At 72.7% G+C, this 26,147-nt stretch carries 16 protein-coding genes; 11 read left to right on the top strand and 5 right to left on the bottom strand.

Annotation, left to right across the window (positions count from 1 at the left end; genetic code table 11):
• Window positions 1-36: 36 nt before the first annotated feature.
• Together ACIBL4_RS05940 and ACIBL4_RS05935 are read right to left on the bottom strand one after the other, a co-directional pair.
• Window positions 37-684 (bottom strand): TetR/AcrR family transcriptional regulator, encoded by a 648-nt coding sequence (locus ACIBL4_RS05940; RefSeq protein ID WP_020269805.1) that lies wholly within the window; start codon window positions 682-684, stop codon window positions 37-39.
• A 207-nt stretch (window positions 685-891) separates the two neighbouring features.
• Window positions 892-1,113 carry a hypothetical protein gene (locus ACIBL4_RS05935; protein ID WP_399406921.1) on the bottom strand — a complete coding sequence of 74 codons (222 nt, stop codon included), beginning with the start codon at window positions 1,111-1,113 and terminating at the stop codon, window positions 892-894.
• A 301-nt stretch (window positions 1,114-1,414) separates the two neighbouring features.
• Between ACIBL4_RS05935 and ACIBL4_RS05930 the strand changes: the two genes are divergently transcribed.
• The 7 genes from ACIBL4_RS05930 to moeZ all read left to right on the top strand — a co-directional run bounded on the left by ACIBL4_RS05930 (window position 1,415) and on the right by moeZ (window position 10,417).
• Window positions 1,415-2,449: an alpha/beta fold hydrolase gene (locus ACIBL4_RS05930; protein ID WP_399406919.1), complete on the top strand. Its 1,035-nt coding sequence runs from the start codon at window positions 1,415-1,417 to the stop codon at window positions 2,447-2,449.
• Between the two features lie 8 nt (window positions 2,450-2,457).
• Complete coding sequence (locus ACIBL4_RS05925; RefSeq protein WP_399406917.1) at window positions 2,458-4,083, top strand: DUF3152 domain-containing protein; 1,626 nt, start codon at window positions 2,458-2,460, stop codon at window positions 4,081-4,083.
• Between the two features lie 342 nt (window positions 4,084-4,425).
• A complete protein-coding gene (locus ACIBL4_RS05920) occupies window positions 4,426-6,231 on the top strand; it encodes a DUF3492 domain-containing protein (RefSeq protein ID WP_399406915.1) in 1,806 nt (601 codons plus the stop codon).
• Window positions 6,228-7,361 (top strand): hypothetical protein, encoded by a 1,134-nt coding sequence (locus ACIBL4_RS05915; protein ID WP_399406913.1) that lies wholly within the window; start codon window positions 6,228-6,230, stop codon window positions 7,359-7,361. The genes ACIBL4_RS05920 and ACIBL4_RS05915 overlap by 4 nt, the downstream gene beginning before the upstream one ends.
• A gap of 117 nt (window positions 7,362-7,478) precedes the next feature.
• Entirely contained in the window at window positions 7,479-8,438 is a 960-nt protein-coding gene (locus tag ACIBL4_RS05910) for an NAD-dependent epimerase/dehydratase family protein (RefSeq protein WP_399406911.1), read from the top strand.
• Entirely contained in the window at window positions 8,426-9,175 is a 750-nt protein-coding gene (locus ACIBL4_RS05905; protein ID WP_399406909.1) for a spherulation-specific family 4 protein, read from the top strand. The genes ACIBL4_RS05910 and ACIBL4_RS05905 overlap by 13 nt, the downstream gene beginning before the upstream one ends.
• 63 nt (window positions 9,176-9,238) lie before the next feature.
• On the top strand, window positions 9,239-10,417 hold the full coding sequence (moeZ, locus tag ACIBL4_RS05900) for an adenylyltransferase/sulfurtransferase MoeZ (protein WP_355846273.1): 1,179 nt from the start codon (window positions 9,239-9,241) through the stop codon (window positions 10,415-10,417).
• Window positions 10,418-10,509: 92 nt separating this feature from the next.
• On the opposite strand, the gene ACIBL4_RS05895 is transcribed toward moeZ, so the two are convergent.
• The 3 genes from ACIBL4_RS05895 to ACIBL4_RS05885 all read right to left on the bottom strand — a co-directional run bounded on the left by ACIBL4_RS05895 (window position 10,510) and on the right by ACIBL4_RS05885 (window position 16,650).
• The gene (locus tag ACIBL4_RS05895; RefSeq protein WP_399406906.1) at window positions 10,510-11,979 is read right to left on the bottom strand and encodes an alpha/beta fold hydrolase; all 1,470 of its coding nucleotides are present in this window, start codon (window positions 11,977-11,979) and stop codon (window positions 10,510-10,512) included.
• Window positions 11,980-12,113: 134 nt separating this feature from the next.
• A complete protein-coding gene (locus tag ACIBL4_RS05890; protein WP_399406904.1) occupies window positions 12,114-13,661 on the bottom strand; it encodes an alpha/beta hydrolase in 1,548 nt (515 codons plus the stop codon).
• Between the two features lie 106 nt (window positions 13,662-13,767).
• The gene (locus ACIBL4_RS05885) at window positions 13,768-16,650 is read right to left on the bottom strand and encodes a lysylphosphatidylglycerol synthase domain-containing protein (RefSeq protein ID WP_399406902.1); all 2,883 of its coding nucleotides are present in this window, start codon (window positions 16,648-16,650) and stop codon (window positions 13,768-13,770) included.
• 186 nt (window positions 16,651-16,836) lie between these two features.
• On the opposite strand from ACIBL4_RS05885, the gene ACIBL4_RS05880 reads away from it, so the two are divergent.
• The 4 genes from ACIBL4_RS05880 to ACIBL4_RS05865 all read left to right on the top strand — a co-directional run bounded on the left by ACIBL4_RS05880 (window position 16,837) and on the right by ACIBL4_RS05865 (window position 26,086).
• A complete protein-coding gene (locus ACIBL4_RS05880; protein WP_399406900.1) occupies window positions 16,837-17,259 on the top strand; it encodes an MGMT family protein in 423 nt (140 codons plus the stop codon).
• A 284-nt stretch (window positions 17,260-17,543) separates the two neighbouring features.
• Window positions 17,544-20,936: an ATP-dependent helicase gene (locus ACIBL4_RS05875; RefSeq protein WP_399406898.1), complete on the top strand. Its 3,393-nt coding sequence runs from the start codon at window positions 17,544-17,546 to the stop codon at window positions 20,934-20,936.
• Between the two features lie 91 nt (window positions 20,937-21,027).
• Complete coding sequence (locus tag ACIBL4_RS05870) at window positions 21,028-24,672, top strand: UvrD-helicase domain-containing protein (RefSeq protein ID WP_399406895.1); 3,645 nt, start codon at window positions 21,028-21,030, stop codon at window positions 24,670-24,672.
• 10 nt (window positions 24,673-24,682) lie between these two features.
• Window positions 24,683-26,086: a dipeptidase gene (locus ACIBL4_RS05865; RefSeq protein WP_399406893.1), complete on the top strand. Its 1,404-nt coding sequence runs from the start codon at window positions 24,683-24,685 to the stop codon at window positions 26,084-26,086.
• Window positions 26,087-26,147: the final 61 nt, after the last annotated feature.

Genomic DNA, 26,147 nt, shown 5'->3' with positions numbered 1-26,147 from the left:
GCCACGAGCGAACAGCGCGCGGGAACAAAGCGGCCGTCAGTGGTGCTGCTGGTCGGTTCCGTGCAGCGGGAAGCCCGCGATGCCGCGCCACGCCAGCGAGGCGAGCAGCTGTACGGCCTGGTCGCGGGGCACGCTGCGGTCGCTGTGCAGCCAGGACCGGGCCACCACCTGGGCGAGGCCGCCCAGGCCCGAGGCGAGCAGCATCGACTCCGCGCGCGACAGGCCCGTGTCCTCGGCGATGACGTCGCAGATCGCCTCCGCGCACTCGTTGGTGACCTTGTCGACGCGCTCGCGCACGGCGGGCTCGTTCGTCAGGTCCGACTCGAAGACCAGGCGGAAGGCGCCGCCGTCGTCCTCGACGTACGCGAAGTAGGCGTCCATGGTCGCCCGGACGCGCTGCTTGTTGTCGGTCGTCGACGCCAGCGCGTTCCGTACGGCCTGGATGAGCGACTCGCAGTGCTGGTCCAGCAGCGCGAGGTACAGGTCGAGCTTGCCCGGGAAGTGCTGGTAGAGCACCGGCTTGCTGACGCCGGCGCGCTCGGCGATGTCGTCCATCGCGGCCGCGTGGTAGCCCTGGGCCACGAAGACCTCCTGGGCGGCGCCCAGAAGCTGGTTCCGTCGGGCACGGCGTGGCAGGCGTGTGCCCCGCGGGCGTACCGCCTCTGTCTGCTCGATGGCTGTCACGCCGCCTCCCAAAGTCGTCCAACTGCGGATCTGGCCGCGTCGCCATCGTACTTTTCGGTAACCGTGGTGTGCGCGGTGAGAGCGCAGAATTTCACGGACCGGACGGTTACGAAAGCGGTTGAGAACGTTTCAAACAGGGTCAGAGCGGGCAAAATGCGGCTCCTTTCCTGCTCGGTGCTGCTCCTCGTCGCCACCCGGCGGCATGCGTCACCGGTAGTCGTCCTCGTCGAGGGAGACGATCCGGGCCTGCTCCACCAGGTCGGCCTCGTTGGCGCGGTCGGGGTCGAGGCGGGTGAGCGGCTCGTCACGGTTCGGTGCGACGTCCGTGTGCTGCTCGGCCGCGTCGACCTCGGGGGCCTCGACGTCGTCCGGTGTCTCCGGCGCCTCGTCGGTCTCGAAGGTCTCCGGGTCTGTGGGGTCTACGGCCATGCTGGGCTCCCTTCCTACGAACGTCCCTGGGAATGCAGGGGCCACACGCGGGTGCCCTCTCTACGAGCCTAGGAGACACCCGATCCGGACGCTATGCGATCCGCGTCCGGGACGTGACGCAGTGCGCATCCCGTTGACTGCTTCTGCTGTGCGCTGTCCTTCCCAGGTGCCTCCCTGTCCTCGGTGTGCCTTTCCTTCCCCGCGCCTTCCCCGCGTTCACCCCATGTGCCCCTCCCGCATGGCCGATTCTTGTGACGGCGAACACATGAGTCACTACGTGATCGTCTCGTAACATTGCCGCATGTCTTCGACCGAGCTGCCGTTCGTGCCGCCCGCCAATGTGCTGCCGAAGGTGGCGGCCGTCAGGGTCGCCGAGGGCGAGCGGCTCAGCTCGGTCGAGCTGCCCGGGTTCACGCTGGCGGTGCGGTCGAGGCGCCCGGCGCGCAAGGGGCTGGCGCCGGCGCTGTACGTGCACGGACTCGGGGGTTCCTCGCAGAACTGGTCGGCGCTGATGCCGCTGCTGGACGACGTCGTCGACAACGAGGCCCTCGACCTGCCGGGCTTCGGCGACTCCCCGCCGCCGGACGACGGCGACTACTCGGTCATGGGGCACGCGCGCGCGGTCATCCGCTACCTCGACTCCACGGGGCGCGGTCCCGTGCACCTGTTCGGGAACTCGCTCGGTGGCGCCATCACCACCCGTGTCGCCGCGGTACGGCCCGATCTGGTCCGTACGCTCACGCTCGTGTCACCCGCCCTGCCCGAAATCCGAGTGCAGCGCACCGCCGTGCCCACAGCGCTGCTGGCGGTGCCCGGCGTCGCCCCGCTCTTCACCCGGCTGACCCGGGAGTGGACGGTGGAGCAGCGCGTCCGCGGCGTGATGGCGCTGTGTTACGGGGATCCCGATCGGGTGACGCCGGAAGGATTCAGCAACGCCGTTCACGAGATGGAGCGGCGGCTTCGGCTGCCGTACTTCTGGGACGCCATGGCGCGTTCCGCGCGCGGGATCGTCAACGCGTACACGCTGGGTGGCCAGCACGGACTGTGGCGCCAGGCCGAGCGCGTTCTCGCGCCGACCCTCCTCGTCTACGGTGGGCGTGACCAACTCGTGGGCTTCCGGATGGCACAGAAAGCGGCCCGGGCGTTTCGCGACTCGCGGCTGGTGACGTTGCCGGACGCGGGGCACGTGGCCATGATGGAGTACCCGGAGACGGTGGCCATGGCGTTTCGTGAACTCCTCGAAGACGCCGGGGAGTTGGGCGAAAGGCGAGCGAAGCGGGCTCGCGCGCACGCGGCCGTCGACGAAGTGGGCACCGACGAGAGCATGGGGGGCTGAGGCGCGACGTGGGACGCCACAGCCGCCGTGGGCCGGTCGCCAAGGGCGACACCGCGGACACAACCGAAGCAGGGGACGGCGGGGCCGGGCCGGGACAGGAGCCGGGCCAGGCGGTGGACACGAGCCGGGGAGGCCGGACGGCTCCGCCTCGGGTCGCGCCGCAGGGCGGCTGGCCGCCGCCGGGCGCGGGACCGCGCCGGACACCGGGGCCTCGGCCCGCGACGGTGGACGGAACGCCCGCGCACGGAACGCCTTCGTATCCGTCGTCTGCGCACGGAACGGCTGCGCCCGGGCCTTCGTACGGGACGCCCGCGCACGGGATGCCGCGGCTTCCGGACGGCTGGCTTCCGGACGGCACGCCCGTGCACGGTGCTCCGCGCCTGCCCGACGGGGCGCCGGCGCGCGGGCTGCCGCGCTTTCCTGACGGCACGCCGGCGCGGGGTGTTCCGCGGCTTCCTGACGGGACCCCCGCACGCGGAGTGCCCCGGGTTCCCGACGGCACTCCCGCGCGCGGCTTCCCCCAGGCCCGGGGAGACCACCCCGAGCAGCGCGAAGCCGGGGGTGGCTGGGGTGAGTTGAGGGGCAGTGGTGGTGCTCCCATACCGCGGCAGCGACGGGCCCCCGGGCCCGGACCGCGGCAGGAGTACCTCAACGCCTTCGACGAGGAGGACGCCGTCTTCGCACCCCGTACGCCCGCCTCCGCACACGCGGCGGACGCCTACGCCTCCGTGTCGGACTGGAAGGCCGGCGCCCCGGCCGGCATCCGCTCCGACGACGACGCCGGCGATGACGACGACATGGCGCCCACGGGCGCGCCCGCCCCGGTCAAGGGCGGCAAGGGCCGTGCCTTCACCGGCATCGCGGCCGCCGCCGTCACCACCGTGCTGGCCGTGATCGTCGCCGGTCAGGTCACCGACGACTCCGGCGGCTCCGGCGTGCAGTCGCAGTCCGCCACCGACCGGGCCCGCGACCTCCGGGACTCCCCGTCCCGCGCGGACGGGCGGGCGCCCGTACCGGCCCCCGGCGCCAAGTCGCTGACGTACGACGAGAAGATGGGCAAGACCTACCCGCTCGGCGCCAAGCTCAAGGGCTCGGGGAAGTTCGACGCCGTGCCCGGCATCGCCGCGGCGCCGGGGACGGGACAGAAGTTCACCTATCGCGTGGACGTGGAGCAGGGGCTCGGCCTCGACGCCGAACTGTTCGCCGAGGCCGTGCAGAAGACGCTCAACGACCAGCGCAGCTGGGCCCACAACGGCGCGCGTACCTTCGAGCGGATCTACTCCGGCAAGCCCGACTTCGTGATCACGCTCGCCAGCCCCGGCACGACCGCCGACTGGTGCGCCAAGTCCGGTCTGGACACCACCGTGGACAACGTCTCCTGCGACTCGGCCGCCACCGAGCGCGTGATGATCAACGCCTACCGGTGGGCGCAGGGCTCGGAGACGTACGGCGACAAGATCCACGCCTACCGGCAGATGCTGATCAACCACGAGGTCGGCCACCGCCTCGGCTACGGCCACGTCACCTGCGCCAAGGACGGCGGCCTCGCCCCGGTCATGCAGCAGCAGACCAAGTTCCTCGACCACGACGGCATCCACTGCCGCGCCAACCCCTGGCCGTACCCCGGGAGTTGACAGGGGCCACGGGGGTTGGACCACATTCCGATGCGCCAACCGTCCGTCACAGCGCGCGCGTGGACGCGGTCCACCTCGGCGATCTGGTCCCCGATCGCGTAGTACGCGTCGAGGGACTCGACCGGGTGGGCATCACGGACGCGGCGCTGATGACGATCCGTGTCCGGTTGATCTCCTAGCGCGACGGAACGCGATCCGCACGGGAAAGTTACGACCGTTCACCCCTTTTGGTGGCGCGACGGACAACCGTCCATCGCGCCACCGCCTTGTCCGCATACGTTCGTCCCGCTGCGAGCCGCCGGGCAACGGCGGCTCCTGATACGGGAGATCGGGGGTGCACTCGTGCGCATCGGACTGTTTACGGAGGGTGGCTATCCATACGTGAGCGGTGACGCCAGGCTCTGGTGCGACCGGCTCGTGCGCGGGCTCGGACAGCACGAGTTCGACGTCTACGCGCTCAGCCGCAGCCGACACCAGGAGGACGAGGGCTGGCTCCCGCTTCCGCCGAACGTCCGCAGGGTGCGCACCGCGCCGATGTGGACGGCCGAGGACGACGAGGTGGTCCTGGGCCGCGGCGCACGTCGGCGGTTCACCGAGTGCTTCGGCGAACTGGCGGCCGTGCTGAGCGGGGCGTCCGGGGGTGTGCCGGGCGTTGCCCAGGGGGCTGCAGGGAGTGCGTCGGGCGCTGCCCAAGGGACTGCCGGGGGTGCGTCGGGCGCTTCCGAGGGCGCTTCGGCCGTCGCCCAGGGGATTTCCGCGGGTGTGCCGAGCCCCGAGGCGGACCGTTTCGCCAACGCTCTGTACGGGCTCGCCGAACTCGCCCGCGAGACGGGCGGCCTGGGGGGAGCCCTCCGCTCCGAGACCGCCGTACGCACACTGGAACGCGCCTGTCGTGCGCCCGGCGCCCACCGCGCGGCGCGCGAGGCCCGCGTACCGGATCTGCTCGCCGTGGCCGCACACCTGGAACGCGCCCTGCGCCCCCTCTCCCTCGATTGGTACGAGGACGACGGACTGGGCGCGGTCGACCTCGGCCACGCCGCGTCCGGCGGTCCGGCCGCCCTGCCGGGTCTGCTCGCCCGCCACTTCACCGGCGTCCCCCTGCTGGTCACCGAATACGGCGTGCGCCTGCGCACGCACTACCTCAGCACCCCGGACGCCCCGCCCGCCGTACGGTCCCTGCTGGCGGCCTTCCACGGCAGGCTCGCGGCCGAGGCCTACGCACGGGCCGAGATCGTCACCGCCGGCAACGCGCACGCCCGCCGCTGGCAGGAGCGCTGCGGCGCCGACCGCGAGAAGCTGCGCACGGTCTACCCCGGCATGGACGCCCGGCCCTTCGCCGAGGTCGGCGAGTCCCCCGAGCGCGCCGACCCGGACACGCTCGTCTGGGTCGGGCGCGTCGAGCCCGCCAAGGACCTGGTCTCCCTGCTGCACGCCTTCGCGGAGATCCGCAAGCGTCAGCCGAAGACCCGCCTGCGCATCGTCGGAGCGCCCGCCGGTGCCGAGGGCACGGCCTACCTCGGCCACTGCCGGGCCCTGGCCGCCCAGCTCTTCCCCGACGAAGCCGACGGGCCGCACGCCGCCGGCGACAACCCGGTGTCCTTCGAGGAGTTCGGCGGGCCCGACCTCCCGACCCTCGCCGACGCCTACGCCTCGGGCGCCGTGACCGTGCTCTCCAGCGTCGTCGAGGGCTTCCCGATCAGCCTCGTCGAGGCCATGCTCTGCGGACGCGTGACCGTGTCGACGGACGTCGGCGCGGTCGTGGAGGTCATCGGCGGCACCGGGCTCGTCGTGCCGCCGCGCAACCCGCGGGCGCTCGCGGAGGCGTGCGTGGCGCTGCTGCGTGACCCCGCGCGCCGCGCACGCCTGGGTGCCGCCGCCCGCGCCCGTGCCCTCGAACTGTTCACGGTCGAGCAGAACATCGAGGCATTTCACGGCATTTACCTGGAGATCGTCTCGCGCGCGCCGATCCGCCGTGTGGTCCTCGACGAAACGGGGGCGCCGCTGCCCTTCGCGGTACCCGCCGAGGCCCACGTCCCGAGCCGCTGGGCCGCCCCGTCACCCAGCCTCGTCGTCCGCGGCCCCGGCTGGGCGACGGCCAGACCCGTACGCGCTACCACACCCGCCCCCGCCCCGGAGGGAGCCCGATGAGCGGCTTGGGCGAACTGGACCGCCCGGAGAACCCCGCCGCCCCGCGCCGCGGTGCCGCCGACCCCGTGAAGACATTGATGCACCGTCACCGGGAGCTCTGCCGGCGCGCGGTGGACGCCCTCGAGATCGCGGCGGGCCTGGAGGCGCACGGCATCACCGACCGGACCGCCGCCCGCTTCCGGCACCGGGACGTCTTCTCCCTCGCGGAGGAGATGTACGCGCGAGCCTCCCGGGACGGGGACGCACCCCCGCCCGCCACGCCCGCCGCTCCAGGGGTACGCGCCGACTGGGCCCTGCTGACGCTCCTGCCGGGCACGCTGTGCGCCGCCGCCGTGGCCGCCGTGCATCTCACGCACGGCCAGTCGCGCCTGATCGCTGCCGCAGCCGGCACCCTCGCCGTGGCCCTGGCCCTCCGCGCGGCACTGCGCCGAGGCCCCCTGAGCAGACCCGACCGCACAGCCCCCGGAAGAGCCACGACGTGGATCACCTGGCTCGTCGTCTACGCCCTTCTGGGCGACGGCCTGCTCGACAGTGCTGTCGCCGGAGGCCCCGACGCTCTGCCCACCGGCGCGGCCGACGGCCCCTGGCCCCTCACCGCCGTCCCCGTCCTGGCCCTTGCCCTGGCCTGCGCGCCCGCCGCCTGGACCGCCCACCTCTTCACCGCGCGTGCCCGCCGCAAACTCGCGGCCAGCCGCGGCCTGGAGGACTTCGCCGCCGCCGTACGGCCGCTCCTGCTCGGCACCTTCGCCCTCTTCCTGGGCGCCCTGGCGGCCCTGCTCATCCTCTGCGCCGCGGTCCTCGACGAGCCCGCTCCTTACGCCGAGACCCTCACCCTGGGCGCCCTCCTCTTCCTGGCCCGCCTCCTCACCACCCACGGATTCGCCTACGCCCCGGCCGTGGTCCTCACCGCCACGGCCACGCTCCAAGCGGCCGCCCTCGCCGCTGTCTTCACCTCCCGCCTTCCCGGTTGCGGCTTCCTGGCCACGCCCGTCGAAGCCCTGGTCACCACCTGGGGCGCCGGCACCGTCCCCACCCTGGCCTGCGGCGCGGCGGCCCTGGCCCTCCTGATCCACGCGAGCCGCAAGCTGACCAGGGCCTCGGCCCACGCATCGCCGGAACCCTCCCGGTGACCCCCGCTGCCACCGGCCCCGTCCGCAGGCAGCACCCGCACATCCCTCCCTTCCCGCCTCAAGGAGAACCCGCATGACCACCCGCCCAGCAGCCCCGGCCGCCCCGGGAGCCGCGCGATGAGAGTCCTGCTGATCGGAGCCAACGGCTATATCGGCCGCTACGTCGCCGACCGCCTGCTCGCCGACCCGGCCGTACAGCTCACCGCCCTCGGCCGGGGCGACGACGCCGACGTCCGCTTCGACCTCGCGTCCGGCAGCCCCGGCGCCCTCACCCGCTTCCTCGACGCGGTCCACCCGGGCGTCGTCGTCAACTGCGCCGGCGCCACCCGCGGCGGTGCCCGCGAGCTCACCCGCCACAACACCGTCGCCGTGGCCACCGTCTGCGAGGCCCTGCGCCGCAGCGGCTGCGGTGCCCGTCTGGTGCAGATCGGATGCAGCGCCGAGTACGGCCCCAGCCAGCCCGGCTCCTCCACGGCCGAGGACGCCGTCCCCCGGCCCGGCGGACCGTATGGCGTCAGCAAACTCGCCGCCACCGAACTCGTCCTCGGCTCCGGCCTGGACGCCGTCGTCCTGCGCGTCTTCTCACCGGCCGGACCCGGCACCCCCGCCGGCTCCCCGCTGGGCCGCCTCGCCGAGGCCATGCGCCGCGCCATGCAGTCCGGCGACGGCGAGCTGAAACTCGGAGGCCTCGGCGCACAGCGGGACTTCGTCGACGTCCGGGACGTGGCCCGGGCCGTGCACGCCGCCTCGCTCTCCGCCGCGCAGGGCGTCATCAACATCGGCTCCGGCCGCGCCGTCCGCCTGCGCGACGCCGCCGCGGTCCTCGCCCGCGTGGCCGGATACGGCGGCGCCCTCCACGAACTCGACGGCCCTCCCGGCGCTCTGCGCCCGGCCATCGGCCACCCCCGCCCCGACCCGGACCACGCGCCCCCGGTCGCGTACCCGTACCCGGACGGCTGCGGAAGCTGGCAGCAGGCCGATGTGCGCACCGCCCGCGACCGGCTCGGCTGGCGACCCCGGATCGGCCTGGAGGAGTCCCTCGCCGACATCTGGATGGAGGCGGCATGCCGCATCTGACCAGCACCCGGCCCCGCACCTCCGGCACGGAACTCCGCCCCGGCGTCGGCGTCCCCGGCTACGCGCACCCCCTCCTCGCCCCCACCGAGTGGGGCGAACTCACCCGCCCCGGCACCCCGCTGCACTGGGTGGTCCTCAACGTGGCCGACGGCCCCGGCACCCGCCCCGACCCGCACTGCCTGGAAGCGGCGGGCCGCCTGCGCAACGCGGGCATCCGCGTCCTCGGCCACCTCGACACCCGCTACGGCACCCGGAACTTCGGGGAGCTGATCTCCGACGCCCACCGGTTCGTCGACTGGTACCAGGTCGACGGCTTCCTCCTGGACCGCTGCCCGGCGGACCACGCCGGGCTGCCCGAGGTGCGCCGCACGGTCGCCACGCTCCGCGTGATCCGTGACGAGGCCCACATCGTCCTCGGACACGGCATCCACCCGCACCCGGGCTACGCCCAGCTCGCCGACCAGCTGGTCACCTTCTCCGGCCCGTGGAGCGACTACCGCTGGTCCCAGGTGGCCGAGTGGACCGCCGACCATCCGCCCGAGCGCTTCTGCCACTTCGTCCACGGAGTGCCCCGCTCGCACCTGGAGGAGGCACTGCGCATCGCCCGTCGGCAGGGCGCCGCGACGGTCTGGTTCACCGACCGCACGGACCAGGGCGGCCGCACTGACCCCTGGGAGGCCATGCCCGGCTACTGGGACGAAGTCGTCTCGCTGGTCGGAACAGGTGTCTCGGAATGAAAAAGCACATGGCACTGTTACGGGGAGAACAACCGTAGTGATTGACCGACCAACGGAGTCCCCGTGTCGCTGCCACCCCTGGTCGAGCCGGCTTCCGAGCTCACCGTAGACGAGGTCCGCAGGTACTCCCGCCACCTGATCATCCCCGACGTCGGGATGGACGGGCAGAAGCGGCTGAAGAACGCCAAGGTGCTGTGTGTGGGCGCCGGCGGCCTGGGCTCGCCGGCGCTGATGTACCTGGCCGCCGCGGGCGTCGGCACCCTCGGCATCGTGGAGTTCGACGAGGTCGACGAGTCGAACCTGCAGCGTCAGATCATCCACAGCCAGGCCGACATCGGCCGCCCCAAGGCGGAGTCCGCCCGCGACAGCGTCAAGGGCATCAACCCGTACGTGAACGTGATCCTTCACGAGGAACGGCTCGAGGCCGACAACGTGATGGACATCTTCAGCCAGTACGACCTGATCGTCGACGGCACGGACAACTTCGCGACCCGCTACCTGGTCAACGACGCCTGCGTGCTGCTGAACAAGCCCTACGTGTGGGGCTCGATCTACCGCTTCGACGGCCAGGCCTCCGTCTTCTGGTCCGAGCACGGCCCCTGCTACCGCTGCCTGTACCCGGAGCCCCCGCCCCCCGGCATGGTCCCCTCCTGCGCCGAGGGCGGCGTCCTGGGCGTGCTGTGCGCGTCCATCGGCTCCATCCAGGTCAACGAGGCCATCAAGCTGCTCGCCGGCATCGGTGAGCCGCTGGTCGGCCGGCTGATGATCTACGACGCCCTGGAGATGCAGTACCGCCAGGTCAAGGTCCGCAAGGACCCGGACTGCGCGGTCTGCGGCGAGAACCCGACCGTCACCGAGCTCATCGACTACGAGGCCTTCTGCGGCGTCGTGTCCGAGGAGGCCCAGGCGGCGGCCGCCGACTCCACGATCACTCCCAAGCAGCTCAAGGAGTGGATCGACGACGGCGAGAGCATCGACATCATCGACGTCCGCGAGCCGAACGAGTACGAGATCGTCTCCATCCCGGGCGCCCGGCTGATCCCGAAGAACGAGTTCCTCATGGGCACCGCCCTGGAGAGCCTCCCGCAGGACAAGAAGATCGTCCTGCACTGCAAGACGGGTGTCCGCAGTGCGGAAGTCCTCGCGGTCCTGAAGTCCGCGGGCTTCTCGGACGCGGTCCACGTCGGCGGCGGCGTGATCGGCTGGGTCAACCAGATCGAGCCGGACAAGCCGGTGTACTGACCGGACGCGCCGGGATACCGAGCCGTATCCGGCCTCCCTTCGCGAGCGGCGGGGGTTTCGCGCACCACGGGTGCCCGGAGCCCCCGCCGTCGTCATGAGCAGACCTTGCCGTCCTTCGGCACCGAGCCGTCCAGCAGATACGCGTCCACCGTCGAGTCGACACAGTCGCTGCCACTGCCGTACGCGCCATGCCCCTCGCCCCGCCAGGTGAGCATCACTCCGACGCCCTTGCCCAGCTCGTCGGCCATCCTCCGGGCACCCTCGTACGGGGTGGCCGGGTCGCCGGTGTTGCCGACCACCAGGACCGGCGCCGCGCCGGGGGCGCTCACCTCCGGGGTGTCGTGCTGCCCGGGCACCGGCCAGTCGTGGCACCAGCCGGCCGTGTCCCAGCCGAGGAACGTCCCGAAGACCGGGGAGATCTTCTCGAACTGAGGCAGCAGCTTCCTGGTGGTCGCCGCGGTCGGGCGCTGCCTGTCGTCCAGGCACGATATGACCCGTTGCGCGTGGGTCGTCGTGCCGTAGCGTCCCGACGGGTCGCGTTCGTTGTAGCGGTCGGCGAGGGTCAGCAGCTCCGAGCCGTCTCCCCGCTCGGCCGCGTCGAGGGCGCTGGTCAGCGTCGGCCAGCTGTCCTTGCTGTAGAGCGGCAGGATGATGCCGGTGACCGCGAGCGTCTGTGTCAGCTTCCGCTCGGGCGTGCCCGCGGGCAGGGGCCGGGCGTCGATCCGTCGCAGCAGGTCCGCGATCTTCCGCGAGCCCTCGGCCGGGTCCTGGCCCGTGGACTTCAGATAGCCGTTCAGCGCGCGCTGGAAGCCCGTGGCCTGGTTCCTGGCATGCCCCACCGCGTCGGCGCCGGGGTCCACGACCGCGTCCAGGGTCATCCGCCCCACGTTCTTCGGGAACAGGTGCGCATACGTGCCGCCCAGTTCGGTGCCGTAGGAGATGCCGAAGTAGTGCATCTTCTCGTCGCCCAGGACCTCCCGGATGCGGTCCATGTCGCGGGCCGAGTCGGCGGTCGACACGTGCGCCATGAGCTTTCCGGCGTCCTTCTGGCAGCCCTTGGCGAAGTCGGCGGCGTCCTGGAAGTACGCCTTCTCCTCCGCGGGTGTGTCCGGGGTGACGTCCACCGACTCGGCCGCCTGGATCTCCTTGTCGCCGCGGCAGCGCACGCCCTCGCTGGCGCCGACTCCGCGCGGGTCCCAGCTCACCAGGTCGTACCGCTCGCCCAGAGAGGAGACGGTCGGGGCGTACGACGGCATCATGGACACGCCCGAGGCGCCGGGACCGCCGAAGTTGAACAGGAGCGAGCCCACGCGGTCGTCACCGCGGGCCTTGGCGCGGATCAGCGCCAGCCCTATCGTCTCGCCGTCCGGCTTCGACCAGTCCAGCGGCACCTTCAGCGTCGCGCACTGCCAGTCGCTGCTCGGCGCGGGACCGTCGTCGGTGGCCTTGCACCGGCCCCAGGAGAGCCCGCTCTTGTCGTCGTCCGACGAGCCGCCGCTGCACCCCGCGGCGAGCAGCGCCGAGGCGACCGCGAGAGCGGTCCACCGTGCGAAACGCGTCATTGCCCATCCCCCCTCGTAGGCCGTCCGCACGTGCCGCGGATGGCGGTCAGGCCATGGTAGGCAGATCCCGCACCGGCCGTTGCGGCCTGTGGATAACCCTCTGACCTGCGTGTTTTGTCGAGGTGGGCCTGAGATCAGGTGCAGACGGTCCCCGCCCGCGGCACCTTTCCGTCCAGCAGATAGCCGTCCACCGCGCCCCGCACGCACTTGTTCTTGCTGTCGTACGCGCCGTGCCCCTGCCCTCGGTACGTCAGCTCGACCCCGACCCCCTTGCCCAGCGCCTCCACCATCTTGTGCGCGCCCTCGTACGGGGTCGCCGGGTCGCCGGTGTTGCCGACGACCAGGATGGGCGCCGAGCCCGGAGCGCTCACGTCCGGGTGGTCGGCGGCGCCCGGCACGGGCCAGTCGGTGCAGCTGATCATGCCCCAGGCCAGGAAGTCGCCGAACAGGTCGGAGGCCGCCCGGAACTCGGGCAGTTTCCGCTCCACGAAGGCGGTGTCGTAGCGGGGTTTGTCATCCGCGCAGTTGATGGCGACGTTGGCGGCGGTGATGTTGCTGTACTCGCCGTTGTCCTCGCGCCCGTTCATCGTGTCGGACAGCAGCATCAGGATGCTGCCGTCGCCGTCGTACGCCTGCTGCAGGCCCTCGGTGAGGTACTCCCAGAATTCCTTGGAGTACAGCGCCTGGAGGATGCCGCTGGTCGCCGCGCTCTGGGTCAGCTGGCGGGGGAAGACTCCCGGGATCGGTGTGCGGTCGAGGTCTTTCAGCAGTCTCGCGATGCGGTCCTTCACGTCCTGCGCGCTGTCGCCGAGGGGGCACTCCTCGGTCTTCGACACGCAGTCCTCGGCGAAGTTGTCCAGGGCGAGCTGGAAGCCCTCGGCCTGTCCGAGCGAGCCCTGTTCGGCGTTCTGCGTGGGGTCGACGACGGCGTCGAACACGGCGCGGCCGACCCGCTCGGGGAACAGGTGGGCGTAGACGCCGCCGAGTTCGGTGCCGTAGGAGATGCCGAAGTAGTGCAGTTTGTCGTCGCCGAGGACCTGGCGCATCAGGTCCAGGTCGCGTGCCGCGTCGGTGGTGCGCACGTGCGGCAGGATCTTCTTGGAGTTCTGCTCGCAGGCGTCGTTGAACTCCTTGGTGTTCTCCAGGAGTTCGCCGCGTTCGGCGGGGTCGTCGGGCGTGGCGTCCTGCTGGAAGTAGGCGTCGAGCTGCTGGTCGTTCTCACAGATGACGGGGGCGCTGCGGCCGACTCCACGGGGGTCGAAGCTGACCAGGTCGTAGCGGGTGCGCAGGGTGCCGTAGTCCTCGGCGAAGGCCGGCAGCGAGGTGACGCCCGAGCCTCCTGGGCCGCCGAAGTTGAAGATGAGCGAGCCGATGCGGGCACTCTCGTCGCCGCTGCTCCTGGCCCGGATGAGTTCGAGGCCGATCGTGTCGCCCTTGGGGTCGTCCCAGTCGAGCGGGGCCTTCATGGTGGCGCACTGCCACTCGCCGCCGTCCGGCAGCGGTGAGGGCGCGGCGCCTCCCCCCTGTGCGTCGGACGGGGTCGGGCAGTCCTTCCAGCTCAGCTCCTGCCGCGTCAGGTCCTCCTCCTTGGCGTCGTCGTCACCGCAGCCCGCCAGCACGGCGGACAGCAGCACGGCGGTGGCGGTCAGGGCGGCGGCACGCAGCCGGAGGAGGGTCGGCATGGTTCCATCCTGCGGCGGCGGAGTGCCGCCCGCGCGGGACGCGTGCCGTACGAGGTAAGCGGGGCTGATGGTGCTTCGGTGGTCTGAAGGGCCTGGACAGGCCGGGTCAGAGGGCCTGCTTGCGCGTGAGGTGGTTGAAGGCCAGCCAGCCCGGCAGCACGGGCAGCCACAGTGTCAGCAGGCGGAACAGCAGGACCGCCGGTGCCGCGACCTCCTTCGGCAGCCCGACGGCGATCAGGCCGACGGTCAGGGTCGCCTCGACCGCGCCCACGCCGCCCGGGGTCGGCGCCGCGGACCCCAGGGCGTTGCCCGCGAGGAAGACGACGGCGACGCTGGCGAGGCTGATCGACGTGGACTCGTCGCCGAACGCGCGGATCGACGCGTCCAGGCACATCACGAAGCAGGCGGTCAGCAGCAGCATGCCGCCGATGCCGGTGACCAGCTTCTGCGGCCGCTGGAGCACGTCCAGCATGCGCGGCACGACCCCGGCGAACAGCGACCTCACGCGCGTGACGACGAACTTCCGCAGGAACGGCACCGAGGTCACCACGAGCACGAGCACCGCCACCGTCAGCAGACCGGCGATGACCGTCCGGGACGGCGACAGGGACGGCGTCTTCTCGGTTCCGGTCAGATAGCCGAAGGACAGCAGCATCAGGATGTGACAGCCCAGCCCGAACAGCTGCGACGCTCCGACGCTCGCCACCGCGAGCCCCGGCCGCACTCCCGCGCGCTGGAGGAAGCGGGTGTTGAGGGCGACACCGCCCACCGCCGCCGGGGCGACGATCTTCACGAACGACCCGGCGACCTGCGCCGCCACGGTCCGCACGAACGGCACCCGCTCGGGCACGAACCCCAGCAGGGCCATCGCCGCCGCGACGTAACTGAACATCGAGAACAGCACGGCCGCGGCGACCCAGCCCCATTCGGCGTTCGCGATGAGCGGCCCGAACTCGATGTGCGTGAGCTGCGTCAGCAGGAAGTACGCGCCGATCGCGCCGGCCATGAAACTGATCAGCGTGCGTGGACGCACCCGCTCCAGCCGGGCCGGCTCGACGGGTGCCTGCGGCCTGATCCGCAGCACCTCGTGCCGGATCTGCGTGAGCAGGTCCTCCTCGCGCGCCTCCTCCAGGGCCTCGTCGATGGCCCGCTTCTCGGCCCGCTGTTCGGCCCGCACGGCCTTCTTGTCGGGTTTCTCCAGGACCGGCACGGCCTCGTCCGAGGCGTCCTCCAGGCGCGCCTGCTTGGCCTGCCGGGACGCCTCCAGGACCGCCTCGCGCTCGCGCTGTGCCCGCTCCCGGGCCAGCCTGCGCAGCGTCGCGCGCGTGGAGCGGCTGAGCGCGATGGGCTGGAGCATCGGCAGGCAGTCCGCCACCGCGTCGGGGCCGAGCACCTCCACCGCCGAGGCGACCGCCCGCTCCGCGCCCACCCGGAGGCCGAGGGTCACCAGCAGCTGGGACGTGTCCATCCGCAGCAGCAGGTCACCGGCCGCGATCTCGCCGACGCGCAGATCGGTGAGGATCACCGTGCCGGAACGATCCACCAGAATCGCGTCACCGACCAGCCTGCGGTGCGCGATGCGCCGGGACTGGAGCGCCTTCACCTGGTGCCAGGTGTCGCTCAGCAGGTCGTCGGTGATCTCCTCGTCCGGCAGCGAGTCCAGGGTGCGGCCGCCGCTGTGCTCGTAGACGAGCATCACCGCGTCGGGACCCAGCTCGGAGGTGGCGATCAGCTTGGGCGCGTTGGCACCGGCCGCGATCGCCGCGTACGCCAGCAGCGCCTCCTGCTCCAGGGCCTGGCGCAGCGACTGGAGGCTGCTGCGGGTGGCGAAGCCGCGCAGGGTCAGGTTGCGCCACGCTCGGTAGAAGAAGCCCTGGGCCTGCTGCTCCCGGTCGACCACCGTCACGTCCAGCGGCGGGCCGTCCTCGAGGGTCACGAAGTAGCGGCGGCCCCGGTCGCCGGCGTCGGGGTTGTCCGAGGTGTCCTCGCGGGACGCGCTGACCGGGCGGAAGCCGACGGTCCGCAGGCCCGCCATCAGGGTCTGCCCGGTGGGCCGGACGTTGGGCGAGCCGACCGCGTAGAGCGTGCCGTAGGCCACGGTCCAGCCGATCAGTACCGTCAGGATGATCGAGAACGGTGTCGTGTACCCGGTGACGAGCATCGAGAAGGCGTCGAGGAGCAGCACGACCCACAGCACCGTGCGCCATCTGGGCCGGCGTGACATGCCGACAGCCGTCATGTACGCGATGACCGGCGCCAGATAGCCGTGCACCGGGTCGGTCAGCGCGTGGATGTCACCGGGGGAGGGCTGGGTGAGCGCCTCCTGGATCGAGCCGGGGGCGGCGCGGGCGACCCAGAGGTCGGTGGCGAGGGTCACACCGTGGGCGAGGACGGCCGCGAGGACGCCGTCGGCGATTCTGAGCCCGTCGCGCTTGATCAGCCGCTCGATGGCGAAGGCGACCGGCACCAGCAGGATCGCGATGCTGGAGGCCAGTCCCGCGATCTTGATGAGCAGGTCGGGTGCCTGGCCCGTGCCCTTGTTGATGTCCTGTTCGAGGCCTGAGGTCGTGCCGTGCGCGAACGCGGCGATGCCGATCAGCAGCGCGACGGCGAGCACGCCCACCAGGAGCCGCATCAGGTCGGACGGGCGGTGCACGCGCGCGGGCAGCAGCGGTTCGTCGCCCTCCACCTCGTCGATGTGCACGGTCTCCTCGTCATCCGCGGACGCCGGGGTCCTCTTGCCGGACTTCGCGGCGGACGCGGGGGCCTTCCTGTCGGATGCCGGGGCCTTCTCGCCGGACTTCGCGGCGGTCGTCGGCGCCTTGTCGCCGGACTGCTCCGTGGCCGTCGGCGCTTTGTCGCCGGACTGCTGCGCGGCCGTCCCGGCCTGCTCACCGGCCGGTTCCGGGCCGTCGTCCGGAGTGCCCGGGCGCGACGAAGCGTCAGAGGTGCCCTCCGGGTCCTCGGGATGCGCACCCTGCTGCTTCATCGTCTCTTCTTGGTCTCGTATCACCGGTCACCGCCCGCACGATGGTGGCATGCCGCACCGACACACGGGGGCATCAGGGTGCACATGCGGGGGCGGACAGTCTGCCCGACGCGCTCCCGCCGGGTGAGGAAAACGCTCCGGAGCACGCCCGTCCCGTTGTCGGTGGGGTGGGGCAGGATGGGGCGGATGAGCGAGGAAAGCCTTCCGCAGGACGCCGGCGCGCAGGACGCCCGGACGGGGTACGGCGACACCCGTGAGGAGCCCGGGGAAGCGCTGCCCGCGTACGCCGAGCGGGTCCTGGACGTCGCCGAAATGATCCCGCCGGGCCGTGTCATGACATACGGGGACGTCGCCGAGTGGCTGGAGGAGGGCGGTCCGCGGCAGGTCGGCCGTGTGATGGCCCTCTACGGCGGAGCCGTTCCGTGGTGGCGTGTAGTCCGCGCGGACGGCGTCCTGCTGCCGGGGCACGAGCAGCGGGCGCTCGGCCACTACCGCGCGGAGGGCACGCCCCTTAAGGAGGCGAGCCGGGCCGCCGAGGGCCATATGCCGCGCCTCGACATGAGACGGGCGCGCTGGGACGGCGGCGAACGCGCGGAGGGTCACACCTGACAGCTTCCGCCATCGGACGCCCTCCTGTGTGACCGATGATCCTGACGGGGGAATCGGGGCACGTCGCCGAGATGACGTACGTTCGTGAGATGAGGGACATGAGTGCCGCAAGCGCATCGAGTGCCATGAGGGCCTCGGGTGACTGGCGGGAAGAAGGGGAAGCCCTGCTTCCGCCTCACTCGTCGGCGTAGCGTCGGCTGCACGCGTCCCCGTCACCCCGCGGTCACCGCCCGCCACGCGCGGTGGCCCGTCAACCAGCACTTCCACCAGGACCGGCGAACCACGTGAGCTCCTCTTCCTCCACCAGCGGCCTGCCGTACCCCCGGGTGCGGCAGGGGAGTCGTGGCGCTTACCGACTGGTACGTACCCCTCCTGACCGGCAGGACCCCCCTCTTTTGGACGCCGCGCAGCGTTCCGTGGTTGACCACACCACCGGCCCGCTGCTCGTCCTCGCAGGTCCGGGCACCGGCAAGACCACCACACTCGTCGAGTCAGTGGCCGAGCGCATCGCCCGGGGAGGAGATCCCGACCGCATACTGGTGCTCACCTTCAGCCGCAGGGCGGCCGTCGAACTGCGCGACCGCATGGCCCTGCGCAGCGGCGCGGCCCACGCGCCCCAGGCCACCACCTTCCACTCGTTCTGCTACGCCCTGGTCCGCGCGCACCAGGACAGCGACCTGTTCGTGGAGCCGCTTCGGCTGCTGTCCGGCCCCGAGCAGGACGTCTCGGTCCGGGAACTGCTCGCCGGTCAGGTGGACCTGGAGCGGCTCGGGCTCGCGCACGTGCGCTGGCCGGACGAACTGCGCGCCTGCCTGACCACCCGTGGTTTCGCGGACGAGGTCCGCGCGGTCCTCGCCCGCACCCGTGAACTGGGTCTCGGGCCGGACGCCCTGGAGGCCTTCGCCCGCCGCACCGGGCGCCCCGACTGGCGTGCCGCGGCCGCCTTCCTCGCCGAGTACCTCGACGTGCTCGACCTCCAGGGCGTGATCGACTACGCGGAACTCGTCCACCGCGCGGTGCTTCTCGCCCGCAGGCCCGAGGTGGCCGCGCGGCTCGCCGCCCGGTACGACGCCGTCTTCGTCGACGAGTACCAGGACACGGATCCCGCTCAGGTACGACTGCTGCACGCACTCGCCGGCGGCGGTCGCACGCTCGTCGCGTTCGGTGACCCCGACCAGTCGATCTACGCGTTCCGCGGGGCGGACGTGAACGGCATCCTCGACTTCCCGCACGCCTTCCCGCGCGCGGACGGCCGCCCGGCCCCCGTCGCGGTGCTGCGCACGTCCCGCCGCTCCGGAGCCGCCCTGCTGGCCGCCACCCGGCTGCTGACCCAGCGCATGCCGCTGACCCGCCTGCCCGCCGAGAAGGTGCGCGCCCACCGCGAACTCGCGCCTGTACGGGACGGCGGCCGCGTCGAGGCGTACACGTACCCGACGCCCGGGACGGAGCTGGACAACATCGCCGACATCCTCCGCAGGGCCCACCTGGAGGACGGCGTCCCCTGGAGTGAGATGGCCGTCCTGGTGCGCGCCGGTTCCCGCACCATCCCGACGGTCCGCCGCGCCCTCACGGCGGCCGGCGTCCCCGTGGACGTCGACGGTGACGACGTGCCCCTGCGTCATGAACCGGCCGTGGCACCACTGCTGACGGCGCTGCGGGCGGTGGCCGCGGCGGAGGCGGGGACTTCTGGGACGGCACCCGCCGAGCCTCAGGACTCCGAGGGGGACACCTCCTTTGAGGACACCTCTTCCGCGCAGCCCGACACCTTCTCCGGGGACACACCTTCCGCGCAGCCGGACACCTGCTGGCTCGACACCGACACCGCCCTCACCCTCCTCACCTCCCCGCTCGCGAGCATGGACGCCGCCGACCTGCGCCGCCTCGGCCGGGCCCTGCGCGACGAGGAGCGGGCGGCGGGCAACCCGCTGCCGCCGCCGTCCGACGTCCTGCTCGCGCAGGCACTCGCCGAGCCGGAGCGCCTCGCCGTGCACGACCCCACGTACGCGCGTGGCGCCCAGCGCCTCGGCGCGCTCCTGCGCAAGGCCCGTGAGCGGCTGGCGGGCGGCGGTACGGCCGAGGAGGCGCTGTGGGACCTCTGGGAGGGCACGCCGTGGCCCACGCGGCTGGAGCGGGCCGCACGCCGGGGCGGCGCCGCCGGGCGCAACGCGGACCGCGATCTGGACGCCGTCTGCGCGCTGTTCGCGACCGCGGCCCGTGCCGAGGAGCGCACCGGAGGCCGGGGCGCCCTCAACTTCCTGGAGGAGATCGACGCCGAGGACATCGCCGCCGACACCCTCACGCGCCGTGCTGTACGCCCCGACGCGGTGCGTCTGATGACCGCGCACCGCTCCAAGGGCCTGGAATGGCGCCTTGTGGTCGTCGCCGGCGTCCAGGAAGGCCTGTGGCCGGATCTGCGCCGCCGGGGCTCCCTGCTGGAGGCCGACCGCATCGGCCGCGACGGACTCGCCGAACCCCTCACCCCCGGGGCGCTGCTCGCCGAGGAGCGCCGCCTGTTCTACGTGGCCGCCACGCGCGCGCGTGAACGCCTCGTCGTGACCGCCGTCAAGGCCCCGGCGGACGACGGCGACCAGCCCTCCCGCTTCCTGACCGAACTCGGCGTCGAACCCAAGGACGTCACGGGACGCCCGCGCCGCCCGCTGTCCGTCGCGGCACTCGTCGCCGAACTGCGCGCCACCACGGTCGACCCGCGTGTCTCCGACGCCCTCCGGGAAGCCGCCGCCCGCCGCCTCGCCCGGCTCGCCGCCCTCGCCGACGAGGACGGCCGCCCCTTGGTGCCGTCCGCGCACCCCTACCGCTGGTGGGGCATGTTCGAGCCGACCGAGTCCAAGGTGCCCCTGCGCGACCGGGACCAGCCCGTCGTGCTCTCCGGCAGCGCCCTCGACCAGCTCGCCAACACCTGCGCCCTGCAGTGGTTCCTGGGCCGCGAGGTGAAGGCCGACGCGCCCGCGACCGCCGCCCAGGGCTTCGGCAACGTGGTGCACGTCCTCGCCGACGAGGTCGCCTCCGGGCACACCCCGGCCGACCTGTCCGTCCTCATGGAACGGCTCGACTCCGTGTGGAACGCCCTGGCCTTCGACGCGCCGTGGAAGTCGGACCAGGAGAAGGACAACGCGCGCATGGCGCTCGAACGGTTCCTGAAGTGGCACGTCATGGACCGCACCGGCCGTACCCCGGTGGCCAGCGAGCACGACTTCGACGTCACCCTGGAAGCCGGCGACTACCAGGTGCGCATCCGCGGCCAGATGGACCGTGTGGAGGCGGACGGCGAGGGACGTGCCTACGTCGTCGACTTCAAGACCGGCAAACAGGCGCCCACCGGCAAGGAGGTGGAGCGCCACCCGCAGCTCGCCGTCTACCAGCTGGCCGTCCGCGAGGGCGCCGTCGACGACGTCTTCGACGGGGTGCGCCCCGAGCCGGGCGGCGCGGAACTCGTCCATCTGCGCCAGGGCGCCGCCCAGCGCGACGGCGGGGAGACCCTGCCCAAGGTGCAGGCCCAGGAGCCGCTGGAGGGGGAGTGGGTCGGTGATCTGCTGGCCACCGCGGCCGGCAAGGTCCTCGACGAACGCTTCACGCCGACCGCGGGCCAGCACTGCACGCACTGCGCGTTCCGGGCCTCGTGCAGCGCGCGGCAGGAGGGCCGCCATGTCGTGGAGTGATCTATCGCACCACCTGTGCTGACCTGCGCATCTTCCGCCCCGAAAGCCGATCGGGCCGCCACTGTCAGTGGTCGCCGCTAGCCTCTCTGACGTGCCCGCCCGTATCACTGACCCCGAGCAGCTCAAGGAGCTCCTCGGCATCCCCTTCACCCCGGAGCAGATCGCCTGCATCACCGCGCCGCCCGCGCCGCAGGTGATCGTGGCCGGAGCCGGCTCGGGCAAGACGACGGTGATGGCGGCACGCGTGGTGTGGCTGGTCGGCACCGGCCAGGTCGCACCCGAGCAGGTGCTCGGTCTCACCTTCACCAACAAGGCCGCCGCCGAACTCGCCGAGCGCGTCCGCAAGGCGCTCGTCCGGGCCGGCGTCACCGACCCGGACGCCATCGACCCGGACAACCCGCCGGGCGAGCCGGTGATCTCCACGTACCACGCCTTCGCGGGCCGCCTGCTGGCCGACCACGGCCTGCGCATCGGCCTGGAGCCCACGTCCCGGCTGCTCGCCGACGCCACCCGCTTCCAGCTCGCCGCGCGCGTGCTGCGCGAGGCCCCGGCGACCTACCCGGCCCTGACCCGCTCCTTCCCGGACCTGGTCGGCGACCTCCTCGCTCTCGACGCAGAGCTCTCCGAGCACCTCGTCCGCCCGGAGGCGCTGCGCGCGTACGACGCCGAACTGCTGCTGACCCTGCGCGGCGCCAAGCTCACCAACGCCGATCTGCGCAAGGTGCCCGAAGCGGCCGCCGCCCGCCGCGAACTGGCCGAGCTGGTCACCCGCTACCGGGCCGCCAAGCGCGAGCGGGACCTGCTCGACTTCGGCGACCAGATCGCCCTGTCGGCCCGGCTCGCGAAGATCCCCGAGGTGGGAAGCGCCCTGCGCGACGAGTTCCGGGTGGTCCTGCTCGACGAGTACCAGGACACGTCGGTCGCCCAACGCGTCCTCTTGGCCGGCCTGTTCGGCGAGGGCACCGGCCACCCGGTCACTGCCGTCGGCGACCCCTGCCAGGCCATCTACGGCTGGCGTGGCGCCTCCGTCGCCAACCTCGACGACTTCCCCGAGCACTTCGCCCACGCCGACGGCCGCCCCGCGACCCGGCAGGCGCTCAGCGAGAACCGCCGCAGCGGCGGCCGCCTCCTCGACCTCGCGAACGGCCTCGCGGAGCCCCTGCGCGCCCTGCACGCGGGCGTGGAGGCCCTCCGCCCGGCCCCCGGCGCCGAACGCGACGGCATGGTCCGCTGCGCCCTGCTGCCCACCCACGCCGAAGAGATCGACTGGGCCGCCGACTCCGTCGCCCACCTCGTACGGACCGGGACGGCACCCGGTGAGATCGCCGTGCTGTGCCGTACGGCGACCGACTTCGCCGAGATCCAGGGCGCCCTGGTCGCCCGGGACATCCCCGTCGAGGTGGTCGGCCTGTCCGGGCTGCTGCACCTGCCCGAGATCGCCGACCTGGTCGCCGTCTGCGAGGTCCTCCAGGACCCCGGCGCCAACGCCTCCCTGGTGCGCCTGCTCACCGGCCCGCGCTGGCGCATCGGCCCGCGCGACCTCGCCCTGCTGGGGCGGCGCGCCCGGCTCCTGGTGTCCCACGCGCGCGTGGAGGGCGACGACGACCCGGACCGCCGGCTCGCCGAGGCCGTCGAGGGGGTCGACCCGGCCGAGGTGATCTCGCTCGCGGACGCCCTCGACACGTTCCTGGAGACGCCGCTGGACGGCCACGGGGACGACGACGGACTGCCCTTCTCGCCCGACGCGCGCGTGCGCTTCGCCCGCCTGGCCACGGAACTGCGCGAGCTGCGCCGCTCCCTGGCCGACCCGCTGATGGACGTCCTGCACCGCGTCCTCGCCGTCACCGGCCTGGAGATCGAGCTGTCGGCGTCCCCGCACGCCCTGGCCGCGCGCCGCCGCGAGACCCTGTCCAACTTCCTCGACGTCGCCGCCTCCTTCGCCGCCGGCGACAACGAGGCCACCCTGCTCGCCTTCCTCGGCTTCCTGCGCACCGCCGCGCAGTACGAGAAGGGCCTCGACAACGCCCTCCCCGGTGGCGAGAACACCGTCAAAGTGCTCACCGCACACAAGTCCAAGGGCCTTGAATGGGACGTCGTGGTCGTCCCCGGGCTGGTCACCGGCACCTTCCCCAGCAGCCAGGGCCGCGAGAAGTGGACCTCCCAGGGCAAGGTCCTGCCGCACCGGCTGCGCGGCGACGCCGACACCCTGCCCGACGTCGAGTCCTGGGACGCCAGGGGCCTGAGAGCCTTCCACGAGGCCATGAAGGACCACCAGCACACCGAGGAACTCCGCCTCGGCTACGTCACCTTCACCCGCCCCCGCTCGCTGCTCCTCGGCTCCGGCCACTGGTGGGGATCCACGCAGAAGAAGCGCCGCGGGCCGTCCGCGTTCCTCCAGGCCCTCCACGATCACTGCGCGGCCGGTTACGGCGAGATCGAGGCCTGGGCGGACGAACCCGCCGAGGACGAGGAGAACCCGGCCCTGCACCAGGACACCGCCGACCAGGTGTGGCCCCTGCCCCTGGACGAGACGGCCCTGGCCCGCCGCCGCGCGGCCGCGGCGACCGTCCTGGCGCACCTGGAGGACCTGGCGTCCCACGAGGACGGGCACCCCGCGGCCGCGCACGACCCGGACAGGGTCGACGACCCGGAGTGGCCGCCGCCCCCCGAGGACGACGAGCCTCCGTACGACGAACCGGACCCGTTCGACGACGATCCCTTCGACGACGACCCCATCGACGACGACCCCATCGAGGACGACGCCGTCGCGGGAGAGTCGGCGGACGGGGAGAAGCGGCCGACCGACCGGGAGAAGCCGGTCGACCCTGAGGAGTGGCCGACTGGCAGGGTGGAGCGGCCGACCGACCGGGGCGAGCGGCCGGCGAACCACCCCACCGTCCCGCACCAGGCGACCTCCCCGGAACTCCCCGCCGCGCGCCCACACCCGACGGCGCCGGAACACCCCCGCCTCACCCCCGAGGAATCCCGCACCGTCGCCTCCTGGGACCGCGACCTCGACGCCCTCACCGGAGAACTCCTGCGCGCCCGCGACAGCGTCACCGAGGTCCCCCTGCCCGCGTCGCTCACCGCGTCCCAGCTGCTGCGTCTGGCCGCCGATCCGGACGGCTTCGCGCAGGAACTGGCCCGCCCCATGCCCCGCCCGCCCCAGCCCGCCGCCCGCCGAGGCACCCGTTTCCACGCGTGGGTAGAGGCACGCTTCGAAGCACTGACGCTGCCGTTCCTGGAGCCCGGGGACCTGCCCGGCGGCGACGCCGAGATCGCCGACGAACAGGACCTGGAAGCACTCAAGGACGCCTTCGAGCGCACGGTGTACGCGCACCGCACGCCCTACCGGGTGGAGGCCCCCTTCCAGCTCGAGATCGCCGGCCGCGTCGTGAGGGGCCGCATCGACGCCGTCTACAAGGAGGGCGACGGCCAGGAGACGACGTACGAGATCGTCGACTGGAAGACGAACCGCACCCGCACCGCCGACCCGCTCCAGCTCGCCGTCTACCGCCTCGCCTGGGCCGAGCAGCAGGGCGTCCCGCCGGAGTCGGTCACGGCCGCGTTCCTGTACGTGCGCAGCGGCGAGGTCGTACGGCCGGACGACCTGCCGGACCGGGCCGCGCTGGAGCGGCTGCTGCTCGGGGAGCCGTCCGGTCTCGGGGAGTCGTCCAGTCTCGGGGAGCCGTCCGGTGAGGAACCGCACTCCGAGGACGTCAGTGCGGGCCGATAGGCTCGTGACCATGAGCCAGACCCCGGACAGTGTCGTCCGTACGTACATCGAGCAGCATCGCGCCGCCTTCCTCGACGACCTCGCCGAGTGGCTGCGCATCCCCTCGGTGTCGGCTCAGCCGGACCACGCGCCCGACGTACGACGCAGCGCCGACTGGCTCGCCGCCAAGCTGAAGGAGACCGGGTTCCCGACGGCCGAGGTCTGGCAGACCCCGGGCGCGCCCGCCGTGTTCGCCGAGTGGCCCTGTGACGACCCGAATGCGCCCACGGTGCTGGTCTACGGCCATCACGACGTGCAGCCCGCCGCCCGGGAGGACGGCTGGGACAGCGAGCCCTTCGAGCCGGTCGTCCGCGACAACCGCCTCTACGCGCGCGGGGCGGCCGACGACAAGGGCCAGGTGTTCTTCCACACCCTCGGCGTCCGCGCCCACCTCGCCGCTACCGGCCGCACCACCCCGGCGGTGCACCTGAAGCTGCTGATCGAGGGCGAGGAGGAGTCCGGCTCGCCGCACTTCCGGGCCCTCGTCGGACAGCACGCCGAGCAGCTCGCCGCCGACGCGGTGATCGTCTCCGACACCGGCATGTGGTCCGAGGACATCCCCACGGTGTGCACCGGCATGCGCGGCCTCGCCGAGTGCGAGATACGGCTGCACGGCCCCGACCAGGACATCCACTCCGGCTCCTTCGGCGGCGCGGTGCCCAACCCGGCGACCGCCGCCGCCCGCCTCGTCGCCGCCCTGCACGACGAGCACGCGCGCGTGGCGATCCCCGGCTTCTACGACGGCGTGATCGAACTCACCGACCGCGATCGGGAACTCTTCGCCGAACTGCCCTTCGACGAGAGCCAGTGGCTGCGCGCGGCCAGGTCGTACGCCACCCACGGCGAGGCCGGGTACACGACCCTGGAGCGGGTCTGGGCCCGCCCCACCGCGGAGGTCAACGGCATCGGAGCCGGCTACCAGGGCCCCGGCAGCAAGACCGTCGTGCCGTCCTCCGCCATGGTGAAGCTGTCCTTCCGGCTGGTGGCGGGCCAGGACCCCGGCCATGTGGAGAAGGCCGTCCGCGCCTGGGCCGAGCAGCAGGTGCCCGCCGGGATCCGCTGCGAGATCACCTTCAGCGGGGCCACGCGCCCGTGCCTGACGCCGCTGGACCACCCGGCCCTGAAGTCGGTCGCCCGCGCCATGGGCCGGGCCTTCGGCAAGCCGGTCCGCTTCACGCGCGAGGGCGGCTCCGGACCGGCGGCGGACCTCCAGGACGTGCTCGGCGCTCCGGTGCTCTTCCTCGGCATCTCCGTCCCGTCCGACGGCTGGCACGCCCCGAACGAGAAAGTGGAACTCGACCTGCTCCTCAAGGGCGTCGAGACCACCGCGTACCTGTGGGGCGACCTCGCCGAGCACTGGCGCCATGCGCCCTGAGCGTCCCGCGCCGTCCGGACCGGCTGGGCGCGCGGGGCACACTGGAAGGGCTGCCCCGTAC

The organism is Streptomyces sp. NPDC050416 (genome assembly GCF_044458845.1).
GTDB lineage: Bacteria > Actinomycetota > Actinomycetes > Streptomycetales > Streptomycetaceae > Streptomyces.
This window is presented reverse-complemented; position numbering and strand designations above follow the sequence as displayed.

Excerpts from the sequence above, each read along its gene's own strand:
- ACIBL4_RS05935 (WP_399406921.1), bottom strand. The coding sequence starts at position 1,113 with ATGGCCGTAGACCCCACAGACCCGGAGACCTTCGAGACCGACGAGGCG.
- ACIBL4_RS05930 (WP_399406919.1), top strand. The coding sequence starts at position 1,415 with ATGTCTTCGACCGAGCTGCCGTTCGTGCCGCCCGCCAATGTGCTGCCG.
- ACIBL4_RS05915 (WP_399406913.1), top strand. The coding sequence starts at position 6,228 with ATGAGCGGCTTGGGCGAACTGGACCGCCCGGAGAACCCCGCCGCCCCG.
- ACIBL4_RS05910 (WP_399406911.1), top strand. The coding sequence starts at position 7,479 with ATGAGAGTCCTGCTGATCGGAGCCAACGGCTATATCGGCCGCTACGTC.
- ACIBL4_RS05905 (WP_399406909.1), top strand. The coding sequence starts at position 8,426 with ATGCCGCATCTGACCAGCACCCGGCCCCGCACCTCCGGCACGGAACTC.
- ACIBL4_RS05895 (WP_399406906.1), bottom strand. The coding sequence starts at position 11,979 with ATGACGCGTTTCGCACGGTGGACCGCTCTCGCGGTCGCCTCGGCGCTG.
- ACIBL4_RS05890 (WP_399406904.1), bottom strand. The coding sequence starts at position 13,661 with ATGCCGACCCTCCTCCGGCTGCGTGCCGCCGCCCTGACCGCCACCGCC.
- ACIBL4_RS05885 (WP_399406902.1), bottom strand. The coding sequence starts at position 16,650 with ATGAAGCAGCAGGGTGCGCATCCCGAGGACCCGGAGGGCACCTCTGAC.
- ACIBL4_RS05880 (WP_399406900.1), top strand. The coding sequence starts at position 16,837 with ATGAGCGAGGAAAGCCTTCCGCAGGACGCCGGCGCGCAGGACGCCCGG.
- ACIBL4_RS05865 (WP_399406893.1), top strand. The coding sequence starts at position 24,683 with ATGAGCCAGACCCCGGACAGTGTCGTCCGTACGTACATCGAGCAGCAT.